This window comes from Pseudomonas segetis (genome assembly GCF_900188155.1).
GTDB classification, from domain to species: Bacteria; Pseudomonadota; Gammaproteobacteria; order Pseudomonadales; family Pseudomonadaceae; genus Aquipseudomonas; species Aquipseudomonas segetis.
Genome location: NZ_FZOG01000003.1, coordinates 116,429 through 130,608, shown reverse-complemented (window position 1 = coordinate 130,608; position 14,180 = coordinate 116,429). Strand labels below are relative to the sequence as shown.

The window sequence follows — 14,180 nt, the reverse complement described above, 5'->3', positions numbered from 1 at the left end:
GAATTCATTAAACAGCAAAGCCCGCAGCCATCGGCTAGCGGGCTTGCTTCACGTAAGGCTAGTCCAGTTGTGTGCTCTTCACGAATGAGCACACAAGCGACCGATTACATCCAGCCGCGTTCTTTGTAGTAGCGGATAGCGCCTTCGTGCAGAGGGGCTGTCAGGCCGACTTTGATCATGTCTTGCTCTTTCAGGTCGGCAAATGCAGGGTGCAGACGCTTGAAACGATCAATGTTGTCGAATACCGACTTGACCAACTGGTAGACCACTTCCGGATCCGCTTTAGCGGTGGTCGAAAGAACGGCTTTACCACCGATGGACTGGGTTGGGGCATCGCTGCCTTTGTACATCCCGCCTGGGATTTCAGCCTTGGTGTAGTAGGTTTTTTCAGCCAGCAGCTTGTCGATGTCCGGGCCAGAAACTGGAACCAGTACCGCGTCGGTGGTGGTGGTTGCTTCTTGGATCGCACCGTTTGGATGGCCCACGAAGTAGGTCATTGCATCGATGTTGTTGTCGCCCAGGGCAGAAGCCTGCTCAGCTGGTTTGAGCTCGGCTGCCAGCGAGAATGCCGACTTGTCCCAGCCTTTGACGCGCATGATTTCTTCGAGGGTGTCGCGCTGACCGGAACCAGGGTTACCGATATTGACGCGTTTGCCCTTGAGGTCATCAACGGTTTTGATGTTGGCGTCACGACGCGCGAGGATGGTGAAAACCTCGCTTTGCAGGGAGAACACTGCGCGGATGTCATCCATTGCGCCTTCAGCCTCAAATGGCGGCAGGCCCTTGAGTGCTTTGAACTGGTGGTCGGACTGCATGATACCGAAGCTGAACTCGCCGCTGCGCAGGCCATTGACGTTAGCTACGCCACCGCCGCTGGCCGGTGCGTTGCACTTGATGCCATGGTCGGCATTGCCCCGGTTTACAAAGCGGCAAATCGACTGACCCGCCACGTAATAGACACCCGTCTGGCCACCCGTGCCGATGGTGATGAATTTTTCTTCGGCCTGCGCTGCGCCACTCAGAGTAATGCCTGCGAGTGCAGCCGACAGAACCCATGCTAAGGATTTGCCTTTCATGGGGAGTTCTCCTTTCTTGGTTATTGTGATCCCTCTGATGCCTTTTGAGCATAGCGGAAGGATGAAAGTTTAACCGTTCTAGAGCGTCGTGCACGGCACATTTCGTTTTTGCGCCATTTTGGAGCGAACGTCCAACAAAATGGCTGACTGCCAGCCTGGTCGATGTCATTGTGATTTGCACTATCGTAAAGCGGCTGCATTGGGCAAAATCCCCGGCATGCAAAAATCCTCGCTTAGCCATCCACATGCCTCCGTCAGCGCCAGTATTACCTTGGCGGTGCTGCATGCCGCCACTCGCCTTGGGCTAAGTCGTGAGGCCCTGCTGCTTGACTGTGGCCTGACGGAGACGCAACTGCTGGACCCGGATGCCCGTGTGCCTTTTACGGTTCAGGAGCATCTTTGGCAGCTGCTTGGCAGTCGCTTGCACCTGACCGAGCCCGGGCTGGCAATTGGGGTCAACCTGGCGCCTGGGCCATTCAGCGTGCTTGGCTATCTGTTGCAAAGCAGCCAAACGCTCGATGATGCGCTGAAGGCCGGCATGCGCTACCAACGCCTGGTCGGTGAAGGTGGTGAGATTCATGTACAGGAGTTGGCCGAGGGCCTGCAGATACAATATCGCCCCCTGCACCCTGGCCAGCCCGCTACGCGGACACGCGTGATGGCGCTGATGGCGTGCTGGGTGCAGATGTTCGATCCGCTACTGGATGATTTTTACCTGATCAGCGCGCAGTTTGCCCACGGGCAGCCTGACGACCTCGACCCTTACCGCAAGATCTTCGCCTGCGACTTGCAGTTTGATTGCGCCGAGTATGCGATTGTCTTGCCCCATCAATTGCGCAATGCCTGCCTGATTCAGGCCAATCAGCCACTACAGGCTCTGCTGCGCCAGCATGCCGAAGCACTGCTGGCACGCTTGCCAGGCACAGGTATCAGTACTCGCGTAGTGGCGCTGCTGGGTGAGCAGTTGGCCCATGGCGAACCGCACCGCGGTGAACTGGCCCGCGCCTTGAACCTCAGCGAGCGCACGTTGCAACGGCGGTTGGCCGATGAAGGCTGTAGCTACCAGCAACTGCTCAACGACACCCGCAGGCAGCTTGCCGAAAGGCACCTGAGCAGCGGCAAGCTGCCGGCTGCCGAGATCGCGTTGCTACTGGGCTACTCCGAGCCCAGCGTGTTTTTCCGGGCGTTCCGCCAATGGACCGGCTTGACCCCCGGTGAATACAGGGCGCGGGTCAGTCGCCAGGGCGAAACATCAAGCTAGGCGCCTTGGCATCTCGACCCTTGCACGCGCAGAGCAAGGGTTTCAGGGGCTATTTGTGCCGATTCCCTGAGCCTTGATAAAGGCCAGAAATGCTTCACGGCTGGTGTAGCGTGGGGTGTAGCCAAAGATTTGTTTCAGGCGGGTGTTTGCCAGCACCGGGCGGTAACGCAGAAAGTCCAGTTGCTCGGGGCCGTACTGGCTGAGCCCCAGTGGCTTGAGAATGTGCAGCGCGCTTTTGATCAGTAAGGCGGGTAATGCGCGATAGGGCTTGCCCAGCAGGCCGGCGATATCGCGGAGGGTCAAGGCCCCGTCACCGGCCAGGTTGAAAATCCCTTCAACCTGTTTTTCCAGACCCTGGCAGATGATGTTGATCACATCCTGGTCCCAGATGAATACAAACCGGCTGTTGCTCCCCCGTACGCCAAGAATAGATCCCTTGGTGAACAGGTCGGTGATCTGATTGTTCACCTGCTTGCCGAGTATTGTTCCCGCCCTGAGCACAAGCTGCTTGAGTTGTGGATTCTTCAGGCGTGCCTGCGCCAGCATCATTTCGACTTCGCGCTTGTGTTTGGCATAGGCGAAGAGGTCATGGCCGCGAAGGGGCTGGTCTTCGTCTATCCATTCGGCGTTTTCCTGCGAATAGCCATAGGCCGCGCCCGAACTGGTGACAATCAGTTGCTCGACTGATTCGCTGACCGCCGCATCAATAATGGTCCGTGTACCACCAACATCAATGGCTCTCAATTGTTCATCGCTCATTCCGCGGGGCGGCGTCACCACCGATGCAAGGTGCACGATCGCCTGGGGTTTCCAGGCGCTGATACAAACTTTGACCTCTCGCGACTTACTGATGTCCAACTGCACGAGCTCGACATTCATTCCCAACCCATTGCGGCTTTGTGGGCGAATATCTGCTGCGATGAGCGTCCAGTCCGGATGTTGAACCGAGAGCTGGCTCAACAGCTGCTGACCAATAAAACCAGCAGAGCCGGTGATTAGAACGCGCATTACAGTCTCCAAGGATCCACAATTATGCTTCACCGCTACAGCCATAAATGGCGGCAGAAAGTGTCTCTGAGCGCTACAGACTAGTCATAGCCTGCAGTGCTGGCAGTGACCAATTGAGCCAGCACAAGTGGCCAATCGCGACGTGAGCATTAAGCAGGTATGCTGATGTTGAGCTTGTAAGGGGGGCTTCATGGCGAGAAGGTTTTTATTCAGTTTGGTCGCGGGCTTCTGGCTGTTGACCAGCAACAGTGCCAGCGCCGAGGACTATCTCCAGGCCGAGGGCTATGCGCTGGAAAATGGTCTGCAGTTGCTGCTCAAGCCTACCGCTGAGCATCAGCATGTCTCCATTCGCTTGATTGTCAGTGTTGGCTTTGACAATTTCTCCTGTGCCGACAAGGAGCTGCCGCACTTGTTGGAGCACATGCTTTTCAGCGGTATCGACCAGCACGACGAAATTGATCTTGAAGCGCGCATGCAGGCGCTGGGTGGCGAGTGGAATGCCTACACCCGTGACACCGACACTACATTCGTTATAGAGGCGCCCGCTAAAAACCAGCGCGCGGTACTTGACCTGCTTCTGGCAACCCTGACCCAAAGCCAGTTCACCGAGAAGAAGCTTGAGGCTGCAAAAAAGGTCATCGAGCACGAGAATGGTGGTCATTACTCGGATTTGCAGCGCCTGATCGACCAGCAAAACCTCAGTCGCGAAGCCAACCAACAACTGGCTGTCGAGCTTGGTTTGGCTTGCGTCGAGAAGAATAACGTCAACCATCTCAGCCTGGCGCAAGTCGAGCAGCTGCAAAGTGACTGGTATGCGCCCAACAATATGACCCTGATTGTGGTTGGCGGGCTTGACCCGCGCTTACCTGCCTATCTAGACCGCCAATACGGCGCCATCCCGGCGCACGATCTACCGCAAGCCATCGAGCTGCCACAAGTCAGCCGCGAGGCACAGCCGCGCCGCGAGCTGATAACCCGCTTGGTCGGCGAGAACGCCAGCTTGCACTGGATCTTTCCGGAACCCTGGGTTGGCGACAATGACTACGAAGTCTGGGAATTGCTCAGCGATTATATCGACTGGAAACTCTATGAAACGCTGCGTATAGAGCGCAACCTCAGTTATGGCCCCAGTTCTGAGCGCAATGTTTTCGGCAGCACCAGTTTTTTCAGCCTCAATGGCACGCTCGAGCGTGGCGACCTTGATGCAGCGCTAAGTGCGCTGCACGAATTGGTCGATGGCTTAAAGCGAGACGGCCTGGATGAAAAAACCTTCTTGCGCTTGCAGGCCGCTGCGGTGGCCAAGCAGCAATGGGGCGTACAGGGCAACAGTGCAATCGCTGACTATTATTGGGGGTCGCTCGCCGACTACGACAATGGTCGTTTCGCTGATCCAGCCAAGCGCCTGGCAAAGGTCAGCTTCAAGCAAGCCAATACGGCCTTGCAGCAACTGCTTGAGCAGCCGGGATATATTCGGATCGAGAAGCCCTTGCTCACAGCAAATGGTCTTTATTTCGGCCTCGCTGCAATGGCCGGCTTGTTTCTATTGGCGTTCTTCGTCGGACGTTTGAGCAAGGGCTCAAGTTAGGCTGGCACATTGCAATTGATCAGCCAAACTGATTAACGCAGCAACAGGGATTGCGAGCGCTATGCAAGTGGCATGCAGCTCAGTATCCTGCGCGGCCAATCAACGTCTGAATGGAGTCAGGCATCTTTGAGGCGGCCAATGGCCTCACGATTTCTGCCTATGTGATCCTCCAATGCTAGCCTGGACCAATCGCCTCACCCCACTCATCGCCTTGGCCCAGCGCCATCCCGGCATCATCGCGCTTTTTGGCTTCTGTTCAGGGGTGGCCAGCTTCTTTTTAGTCAAGCGTCAGGCTGAGCTGGCTCAAGTTCTGGCGCTGGTCATGCTGATCAGCTGGTTGTGGCTGGTGCTGGAAAACCTTTTGCGCGAGCAGATTGCCAAATGGTTTGGCTTTGTTGTCCCGCAGCCATTGCTGCGCTATGCGACCCAGATGATTCACCAGGAAAGCCTGTTCTTCGTGCTGCCATTCTTCTGGATCACAACGACCTGGAACAGCGGCCAGATGTTATTTAGCGGCTTGCTGACCCTTGCGGCACTGGTGTCTATCATTGACCCGCTGTATTACAAGTGGCTGGCTGGGCGGCGCTGGCTGTACCTGATTTATCACACCATGACCCTATTCGCATTGCTGCTGACGGCGCTGCCCATTGTGTTCAAGCTGACCACCGAGGAAAGCTACGAGCTGTCGCTGGCGATTGCGGCCGTGCTGTCTTTGCCGAGCATGATGGGTATCATCACTTTCCAGCGCTGGTGGCGCGGCTTGTTGCTTATAGGTGCAACGCTGCTGTTGGCTGGGGCTGGTTGGTTGGCCCGGGTTTGGGTGCCACCAGCCACCTTGTGGCTTAATGAAGTGGCGGTCACGACTCAGTTTGATAACCAGCAGCGCGCTCCAGGCAAGAGTTTGTCCCAGCTGAGCGTTGCCCAGTTGCAAAGCCAGGGTTTGTTCGCCTACACCGCAATCAATGCGCCGCGAGGCCTCAATGAGCGGATTTATCACGCCTGGCGACACAATGGTGGTGAAGTCGAGCGCATTGCGCTGGATATTCATGGTGGTCGAGAAAAGGGCTATCGGGCCTGGACACACAAGCAGAATTTCCCGAAAGACCCTACTGGCAAATGGCAGATCCAGGTACTGACCGAGGCCGGACAGATGATTGGCGTGCTGCGCTTTGAGGTCACGCCTTGAGTTATGCAGGTTCAGATTCGGTAAATACCAACCTGTTGCCGAACGGGTCGTGAATGGTCATGTCCCGCGAGCCCCAAGGCATGGTCTCGATGCCAGGGCGGGCATTGGCATAGTTTTTCGCCAGCAGTTGTTGCTGGTAGGCATCCAGCTCCGACGTCTCGATACGAAGTGCCGCGCCCGGGCAGCAGTCGCCATGATGCTCGGAAATATGCAGCAGGCAACCATCTTTCGACACCTGCATATACAGCGGCAGATCCTCGCTGAAGCGGTGTTCGAAATCGAGCTTGAAGCCCAGAAAGTCGAGGTAAAAAGCCTTGGCTTTGACTTCGTCAAAGCTGCGCAAAATGGGTATCGCCTGCTGCATCTTCATTTTCGACTCCAGATGATCAACCAAAGAACCAATAGCACACGCTTATAGCGGCGACGACACCGGCGAACTCGGCCAGCAAGGCACAGCCAATGGCATGGCGCACCCGTTGGATACCCACTGCGCCGAAGTATACAGCCACCACGTAGAAGGTCGTCTCGGTGCTGCCCTGAATGGTCGCGGCAACCAGGGCAGGGAAGCTGTCGACACCCTGGCTTTGCATGGTTTCAATCAGCATTGCCCGCGCTGCGCTGCCGGAAAAGGGTTTGACCATCGCCGTGGGTAGTGCCTCGACAAAACGCGTGTCCCAGCCTGCATAAGTCAATAGCCAGCGGATGCCGTCAAGGCCCATGTCCAAGGCCCCGGAGGCGCGCAACACGCCGACTGCACATAGCATCGCCACCAGATACGGCAGCAGGCTCTTGGCGACATCGAAGCCTTCCTTGGCGCCTTCGACAAACTCTTCGTACACCGCCACTTTCTTGTAGGCGCCCAACAGCAAAAACAGCAGGACCACGCCAAACAGGGTGAGGTTACCGACCAGTGATGATAATGCCGCCAGCGCGGTCGCCGTCATGCCGCCAAGCATCGCCATGAATGCACCGAGCAACAGGGCTGCTGGCAATAGATAAGCCAGCACCACCGGGTCCCAGACCCGCAAGCGTTGCATCACTGCAACCGAAAGCAGGCCGACCAGGCTTGAGGCGCTGGTGGCCAGCAGAATGGGCAGGAAAACCAAGGTGGGATCGGGGGCGCCTTGCTGGGCGCGATAGACAAAGATAGTGACCGGCAGCAAGGTCAACGAGGATGCATTGAGTACCAGGAACAGGATCTGCGCGTTGCTGGCCACGGTCTTGCTTGGGTTGAGCTCTTGCAACGCACGCATGGCCTTGAGGCCGATTGGTGTCGCGGCATTATCCAGGCCCAGGCCGTTGGCGGCGAAGTTCATGGTGATAAGGCCCAGGGCAGGGTGGCCGCGGGGCACTTCTGGCATCAGCCGAGCAAACAGTGGCCCGAGCATGCGTGCCAGGGCGTCGACCAGCCCGGCTTTTTCAGCGATGCGCAACATGCCCAGCCACAGGGTCAGGGTGCCGAACAGCACGATCATCACTTCGACCGACAGCTTGGCCATTGCAAACAGGCTTTCGACCATCGCCGCGAATACCGCCGGGTCGTCACCAATCAGCCAGCGCGACAAACCAGCGACAGCAGCCACGATAAAAAAACTTAGCCACAGGCCATTGAGCATGCTTGGTCTCCCTTGTTCAGTGCGCGAATGATAGCGCGCCTTTGGGACGACCGGGTCAGCATGTGCACAGGTGCGGGGATGTGAGGCTGGGATTTACCGCAGGCCTGCTGGCGCTGTGACCAGCGCCTTGGCCTGCAACAGGTGTGCGGATTCAGTACCAGTTTGGATCTTTCTTGAGTTGCTCTTGCAGCATCTCCTTGATCCCTTCGTCTGGTTCGCCAAGCCATTGCTGGGTGGCGTATTTGCTCGGCGCTTTGCCCTGGGGCAGTGCCTCTGGAAGCTGCACGTAGAGCGCATAGGCGCTGTCCTTGTCCCAGCTGAAGGCGACATAGAGGCGTTGGTTGAAGCAGTTTTGTGCTTCACATATTTCGCCAACCAGGAACTTGTCACCATCTTCTTCAAGCGCTTTCATCGGCGGCGCTACACCGTCGAGGTTCATGATCCACTCGGGCAAACGCTCCTGGTCTTCAACCAGGTCCTGCCAGGTTTCCTGATATTGCGGATCAGTCTTGAGCAACTCGTTGAGGTGAAACTCGGTGTCAGTATCAGCGGCCAAGGCCGCTGCACTGCCGCCAAACATCAAGGCGGCAGTGAGCGTCTTGAGAAGGTTCATAGTGGCTCCTTTATGCATGTGTTTATCCTCGGTGCCTGACCCTGAAGGTCAGCCCCGTGGACGACGGCCCATGATGAAGGACACTACGAACAATACCAGGAACACCAGGAATAGGATCTTGGCGATACCTGTTGCGGTGCCTGCGATACCACCGAAGCCCAACACTGCAGCGACAATGGCGATGATCAGAAATGTAATAGCCCAGCTTAACATGGCGTTTCTCCTTGGTTTTAATGGGTGTAGCGGTGCATCAGTTGTTCCTGGCTTAAGACATTGCACGGCGTGTGCCAGTCTTAATGAAAAATAAAATCCAACAAAAACAATGACTTAAAAATAAAAGGTATAGCTTGAAACGTGCATCCTGCATGGTTTGCCTTTTGTCTCAGGCATTTTGCACGGTCTGCCTGACTTAAAAGCGGAGCGTCCTTGCTCCCCCATCACACACTTACACTCACTGCATGGACTGCTTGAGATTGCGCATGCGGTCATGGCATGCACGTACTTTTGGCATCTCTACAGCCAGCAAAGCTTTTACATCTGGCTCCGCATCTTCCAGGGCATCCTCGAAGGCATGCAGGATGCGGTCTTCGGCTTCTTCGAGCTGGGAGACGTAGGTTGCCTCTTCATCGCTCGACAGCGTGGCGCGCGCATCGGCGTACACCTCACGCATCTTGCCGATCATGGTGCCGCCAGATGCGGGCGTCTTATCGTTGGCGGCGACTTTGACTGCCAGCGCCTCGATGATTTGCGTTTTTACGGTTGAAAGATCACGGAACATGGTCTGCAAACGGACATCTTTCACTTCGGTGATCGCGTGGTCGTAAAAGCGCTTGCCGTCACGGGTAACTTCGATCAGTTCGTTCAGTTGTGCTGTTTTACTGCTCATGGTGTATCTCCTTCCATTTAGCGGCTGGCCGGGGTTGGCCAGCGCCTAAAAATCAAACGGGGCTGAAGCCTGGATCAGCTTTCGATGCGCAGGGCGTCGGCATCAACGCCGCGTACGCCACGAATGTCGCGAGCGGTTTCAACCGCAAGGCTCTTGGCTGCGCTGCTTAATACGGTGCCACTCAATTTGACGAAGCCATCATTGGTCTCGACCTGGATCGCAAACGCATCAAGGTTGCGGGTGTAGACAAAGCTCGACTTGACCTTGCTGGTAATCCAAGCATCGCTGATGGCGGCGCTGGCATCGTTAGCGGCGTTTTGCGCTTGAGTTGCCGTGCTGTCGGCCTGGCTGATGCTCAAGTGGTTGAACACCTCGCGCACCCCTTCGGTGTTGGCTGCCAGGCGTCCAGCCAGCTCCTTGGCAGCAGGGGTCTGTGCATTACCGGTGAGCGTGACAGCGCCTTCTTCGGTCTTGACGCTGATATCCAGGCCTTCGGTGTTGGTGTTCCAGAGCAACTTGGATTTCACCGTGGCGGTGATGCCTGCATCGTCCAGGCGACTGGCCAAGGCTTGTGAGTCCTTGCCACCAGCCTTTACCTCGCTGTCGATCTTGAGCTGGTTATCAACCTTGTTGATGCCTTCGATACTCAGTGCAACCTGCTCGGCCAGATCACGCTCCACGCTGCTTTCAACGGTGCCGGTCAGGGTTGCCGTGCCGTTTTCAACATCGTTGTCGATTTTGAATGGGTTGAGGTGGCGGTTGAGCGCCATTGCGGTCCAGATCGAGCCTTCCTGACGTGCTTCGCTCAACTGCTGGCTCACATCTGTTTCTGCGGCACTGGCAGCCAATGGGGTCAGGGCAAATATGCCAACCGAAGCCGTTGCCAGTACTAAAGTCTTCAACCTGTGCATCTGTACCTCCATGCGGTTCAAGCAATCCGCGTCAAGCGGTTCATGGAAGTGTTATCGCAAGCCTTATGCCAGGTTTTTGATAAATATTTTTTCTTTATAAAACAGTTAGTTAGATTATAAGAAGACAGGATGCCAGCATGCAGCCTGCAAGATACAGTCATACTGGTCGTGCAACTTGCATGATTTCCCGTTGACTAACTTATGCACACATTGGATCGGAGCCTTAAATGGACGCAGTAGAACCGAAAAGCGGTCGTATTTTGCTAGTTGATGATGAGTCTGCAATCCTGCGTACCTTCCGTTATTGCCTCGAGGATGAAGGCTATAACGTGGCCACAGCCAACAGCGCTGCACAGGCCGAGGCCTTGTTGCAAAGGCAAGTGTTCGATGTGTGTTTTCTCGACCTGCGCCTGGGTGACGACAATGGCCTGGATGTGCTGGCCATGATGCGTATACAGGCGCCATGGATGCGAGTGGTGATAGTCACCGCGCACTCGGCGATTGATACCGCCGTGGACTCGATGCAGGCCGGCGCTGCGGATTACCTGGTCAAGCCTTGCAGCCCCGAGCAGTTGCGTGTCGCTGCGGCTAAACAGCTGGAAGCCCGGCAAATGGCGGCACGCCTTGAAACTCTTGAGGGCCAGGTGCGCCAGCGTAAAAACGATATCGACTCCAGCAGCCCTTCGATGATGGCTGTGTTGGAAACCGCGCGCCAGGTCGCTGTAACCGATGCCAACATCCTGATTCTGGGCGAGTCGGGCACCGGTAAAGGTGAGTTGGCGCGGGCTATTCACAGCTGGAGCCGGCGGGCTAAAAAGAACTCGGTGACGATCAACTGCCCGTCACTGACCGCGGAACTGATGGAGAGCGAACTCTTTGGCCACACCAAAGGGGCGTTTACCGGCGCCAGCGAGAGCACCCTGGGCCGGGTCAGCCAGGCTGATGGCGGTACCTTGTTTCTCGACGAGATCGGCGACTTCCCACTGAGCCTGCAACCTAAACTCTTGCGCTTTATCCAGGACAAGGAATACGAGCGTGTAGGTGACCCGGTGACGCGCCAGGCTGATGTGCGGATTGTCGCGGCCACCAACCTTGATCTTGACGAAATGGTCCGTGAAGGCCGCTTCCGTGAAGACTTGCTCTACCGCCTCAACGTCATCACCTTGAAACTGCCCGCCCTGCGCGAGCGTACCGAAGATGTGCTGACCCTGGCCGACCGCTTTCTGGCTCGCTTCGTCAACGAGTACGCTCGCCCCGCCCGTGGTTTCAGTGATGAGGCACTAGCGGTGCTGGCCAACTATCCTTGGCCCGGCAACATTCGCGAGTTGCGCAACGTGATTGAGCGCGCGAGCATTATTTGCCAGGAGGAGCGGGTCCAGGTGATTCACCTTGGTTTGACCGAAAGCACCAATAGCCAGGTGCCGCGTGTCGGTGGCGCCATGAGCCTCGAGGAGCTGGAAAAAAGTCATATCGCGGCGGTGATGGCCAGCAGCGAAACCCTTGATCAGGCCGCGAAGTCTCTGGGTATTGATGCTTCAACCTTGTATCGCAAACGCAAACAGTACGATTTATGAAACTGCGCACGCGGTTGTTCGTCAGTGGTAGTGCGCTGCTGACAGTGGCGTTGATCGGCTTGATTCTGGGGATGGTCAGCGTCTGGCAGATCACCCGGGTCCAAAACCAGGCGATGAATCGCAACCTCGACATTATTGATGCGACCATCGGCTTTCGCCAGGAGATGGGCACGCAGGTGATCTTGCTGCTGGAAGACGAGCTTGACCCCCTGGCGATCAAGGAATCGGATATTCGTTTTCGCAGTTGGCTGGCCAAGGCCAGGCGCAACAGCATGGATGAACAAGATCGCCAGGCGATCACTGAAATTGCCCGTGCCTATGCGTTGTTTGGCGAGATGCTCGATTCGCCGGCCAATGTGCGTCGCAACCTGCTGCACAACGATAAGTTTACCCGCGCCCTGCAAAGCCTTCGCGACCACATCAACGCGGTGCAGCTGCGCTACGTTGCCGAGGTACAAAGCGCACAGCAAGACTCAAGGGAGCGCGCCACTGTAGTCACCGCCTTGCTTGGGTTGATTGGGCTGGCATTGCTGGTGATCGGCTTTATTACCGCGCACAGCATTGCCAGGCGGGTTGCCCAGCCCATTGAGTCACTGGCCAGCGCCGCGGACCAGATTGGCCAGGGTGATCTGCAGATTTCCCTGCCCCAGTCTCCGGTTGCCGAGCTGGCTGCGTTGAGCCGCCGCTTTGGCCTGATGGCCGATTCCTTGCGTCAGTTCAAGAACAGTAATGTTGCCGCCTTGATGGCTGAGCAGCAGCGCTTGCAGGCCGTACTCGACAGTATCGATGATGGCTTGCTGATGTTTGATCGCAGCGGTTTGCTTGAGCACTTCAATCCGGTTGCGGGTCGCCAGCTTGACTGGACCGAAGAGCATATTGGCGAGAGTCTCGATCAAGCCCTGGGAAAACAGGGGCTCGACGAACAGATTCAGCGTGTTCTGCAAGGTAAAACGCTGCGCTCCGCGCTGGATGACTTACAGATAATCGCCCATGGCGAAGAGCGCTTGCTGAGCTATAGCCTGACCCCCGTAAGCCAGGAGCAAGGCGGTATTCTCGGCGCCGTGATGGTGCTGCGCGATGTCACCAAGCAACGGGTATTCGAACGCGTGCGCAGTGATTTCGTATTGCGTGCCTCCCATGAGCTGCGCACACCGGTAACCGGCATGCACATGGCGTTTGCCTTGCTTCAGGAGCGCCTGAAATTCGACCCGCAATCGCGCGAAGCAGACCTGACGCGAACCGTCGACGAGCAGATGCAGCGGTTGGTTGACTTGATCGCCGACCTGTTGAATTTCTCTCGCTATCAAAGCGGTGTGCAAAAGCTCGAACTTGCGCCTTGCAACCTTGCCGACCTGGTTAACCAAACCGAGCAGCGCTTTGCTGGCGAAGCCGCTGAAAAAGGCATCAACCTGCGCTGCGAAGCCGAAGACGGCCTTCCTGAAGTACCGCTGGACCGGGCACAGATGGACCGAGTGCTCGACAACCTGATGGTCAACGCATTGCGCCATACCGCATCTGGCGGCGAGATCCTGTTGAATGTGCAGATTGAGCAGCAGACTTTGATTATCTGTGTCCAGGATGACGGCGATGGCGTGCTGTTCAGCCAGCAGTCACGGATATTCGAGCCTTTTGTGCAGGTCGGCAAGCGCAAGGGGGGCGTTGGCTTGGGGTTGGCGCTGTGTAAAGAGATCGTGCAACTTCATGGCGGCCACATCAGCCTTGAATCGAAACCGGGTGAGGGCGCGCTGTTCTGCATCAATTTGCCGATTCATGCCCTGGATGAGTGATCCACAAAAAAATGCCGAATACCTGTCGGGGTATTCGGCATCCAGGAAAATTGAGTCGCCCTGGGTTCAAGCCCCATGGCCAATTTCTGCTCAGCGCAGCACCGGGTCGAACTTGATTCGCCGGCCAAGTGCCAGCGCCACGGTTGAAGCACAGAACGACAGCGCAAACGTGCACTTCAGTACGGCGCTGCTTTGGTCGCCGTGAAACACATCCGTCAGTAACACAGCGCCGCTCAAAACAGTCAGAATCAGTAATCCCAATGCAGTCTTTGACATAACTTCACTCCTGCGATGCACCTTGCTTGGTACGCACTCACAAACATTGCGCCTGCCTTGCATGTGGTTTCACAGCCCATGCCGGCGCTCTATGGTTTCTATAAGACTCGGTTCAGAACACCCAGCGCTGATTGGCATTGGGCATCAGTTCGACCTGCGATGGGTTCAGCCGTTGGTGCCCATCGGCTGCGGGCAAAAATGCCGCAGTGCGTGCCGCTGAGTTGGCCAATGGCTGGTGTTGAAAGGTCGGCACTGAGCGTGCCTTGACTTGTGCGTGGGTGTTCGCGCCGGTATCGATGCCGGGTGCGGTTGATGCAACTGCGCCGCTGATTACAACTGCCGCGGCACTTAGCAGGTTCAGTACAGTTTTCATCGAAGTCGCACCCTTAGCAATATTTTAA

General features: G+C 56.6%; 15 protein-coding genes. 5 read left to right on the top strand and 10 right to left on the bottom strand.

Features of this window, described 5'->3' with window-relative positions; all coding sequences use genetic code 11:
* Positions 1-104 precede the first annotated feature (104 nt).
* Positions 105-1,076, bottom strand: a complete 972-nt coding sequence (locus tag CHB79_RS11860) for a TAXI family TRAP transporter solute-binding subunit (protein WP_010487973.1) — start codon at positions 1,074-1,076, stop codon at positions 105-107.
* A gap of 217 nt (positions 1,077-1,293) precedes the next feature.
* Here CHB79_RS11860 and CHB79_RS11855 point away from each other — a divergent pair, with 217 nt between their 5' ends.
* Entirely contained in the window at positions 1,294-2,337 is a 1,044-nt protein-coding gene (locus CHB79_RS11855) for an AraC family transcriptional regulator (protein WP_089360351.1), read from the top strand.
* A gap of 42 nt (positions 2,338-2,379) precedes the next feature.
* Here the strand turns inward: CHB79_RS11855 and CHB79_RS11850 are convergent, their stop codons facing one another.
* Positions 2,380-3,345 carry an NAD-dependent epimerase/dehydratase family protein gene (locus CHB79_RS11850; protein ID WP_089360069.1) on the bottom strand — a complete coding sequence of 322 codons (966 nt, stop codon included), beginning with the start codon at positions 3,343-3,345 and terminating at the stop codon, positions 2,380-2,382.
* Between the two features lie 190 nt (positions 3,346-3,535).
* Between CHB79_RS11850 and CHB79_RS11845 the strand changes: the two genes are divergently transcribed.
* The gene (locus CHB79_RS11845) at positions 3,536-4,930 is read left to right on the top strand and encodes a M16 family metallopeptidase (protein WP_089360068.1); all 1,395 of its coding nucleotides are present in this window, start codon (positions 3,536-3,538) and stop codon (positions 4,928-4,930) included.
* A gap of 172 nt (positions 4,931-5,102) precedes the next feature.
* Positions 5,103-6,116 carry a DUF5924 family protein gene (locus CHB79_RS11840; protein ID WP_089360067.1) on the top strand — a complete coding sequence of 338 codons (1,014 nt, stop codon included), beginning with the start codon at positions 5,103-5,105 and terminating at the stop codon, positions 6,114-6,116.
* Between the two features lies 1 nt (position 6,117).
* Here CHB79_RS11840 and CHB79_RS11835 read toward each other — a convergent pair whose 3' ends face one another.
* The 6 genes from CHB79_RS11835 to CHB79_RS11810 form a co-directional block, all read right to left on the bottom strand.
* Positions 6,118-6,486 (bottom strand): glyoxalase superfamily protein, encoded by a 369-nt coding sequence (locus CHB79_RS11835; protein ID WP_010487984.1) that lies wholly within the window; start codon positions 6,484-6,486, stop codon positions 6,118-6,120.
* 16 nt (positions 6,487-6,502) lie between these two features.
* Positions 6,503-7,732: a nucleoside recognition domain-containing protein gene (locus CHB79_RS11830; RefSeq protein ID WP_010487985.1), complete on the bottom strand. Its 1,230-nt coding sequence runs from the start codon at positions 7,730-7,732 to the stop codon at positions 6,503-6,505.
* 151 nt (positions 7,733-7,883) lie between these two features.
* Positions 7,884-8,345: an inhibitor of vertebrate lysozyme family protein gene (locus CHB79_RS11825; protein ID WP_010487986.1), complete on the bottom strand. Its 462-nt coding sequence runs from the start codon at positions 8,343-8,345 to the stop codon at positions 7,884-7,886.
* A 48-nt stretch (positions 8,346-8,393) separates the two neighbouring features.
* The gene (locus CHB79_RS11820) at positions 8,394-8,558 is read right to left on the bottom strand and encodes a DUF1328 domain-containing protein (RefSeq protein WP_010487988.1); all 165 of its coding nucleotides are present in this window, start codon (positions 8,556-8,558) and stop codon (positions 8,394-8,396) included.
* Between the two features lie 238 nt (positions 8,559-8,796).
* On the bottom strand, positions 8,797-9,231 hold the full coding sequence (locus CHB79_RS11815) for a PA2169 family four-helix-bundle protein (RefSeq protein WP_010487990.1): 435 nt from the start codon (positions 9,229-9,231) through the stop codon (positions 8,797-8,799).
* A 74-nt stretch (positions 9,232-9,305) separates the two neighbouring features.
* Positions 9,306-10,142, bottom strand: a complete 837-nt coding sequence (locus CHB79_RS11810; protein WP_010487991.1) for a BON domain-containing protein — start codon at positions 10,140-10,142, stop codon at positions 9,306-9,308.
* 227 nt (positions 10,143-10,369) lie between these two features.
* Here CHB79_RS11810 and algB point away from each other — a divergent pair, with 227 nt between their 5' ends.
* Together algB and CHB79_RS11800 are read left to right on the top strand one after the other, a co-directional pair.
* Positions 10,370-11,716: a sigma-54-dependent response regulator transcription factor AlgB gene (algB, locus tag CHB79_RS11805; RefSeq protein WP_089360066.1), complete on the top strand. Its 1,347-nt coding sequence runs from the start codon at positions 10,370-10,372 to the stop codon at positions 11,714-11,716.
* Positions 11,713-13,503 carry a KinB sensor domain-containing domain gene (locus CHB79_RS11800; protein ID WP_089360065.1) on the top strand — a complete coding sequence of 597 codons (1,791 nt, stop codon included), beginning with the start codon at positions 11,713-11,715 and terminating at the stop codon, positions 13,501-13,503. The genes algB and CHB79_RS11800 overlap by 4 nt, the downstream gene beginning before the upstream one ends.
* Before the next feature lie 90 nt (positions 13,504-13,593).
* Here CHB79_RS11800 and CHB79_RS11795 read toward each other — a convergent pair whose 3' ends face one another.
* Together CHB79_RS11795 and CHB79_RS11790 are read right to left on the bottom strand one after the other, a co-directional pair.
* Positions 13,594-13,779, bottom strand: a complete 186-nt coding sequence (locus CHB79_RS11795) for a PA3371 family protein (RefSeq protein ID WP_089360064.1) — start codon at positions 13,777-13,779, stop codon at positions 13,594-13,596.
* A 112-nt stretch (positions 13,780-13,891) separates the two neighbouring features.
* Complete coding sequence (locus CHB79_RS11790; RefSeq protein WP_089360063.1) at positions 13,892-14,152, bottom strand: hypothetical protein; 261 nt, start codon at positions 14,150-14,152, stop codon at positions 13,892-13,894.
* Positions 14,153-14,180: the final 28 nt, after the last annotated feature.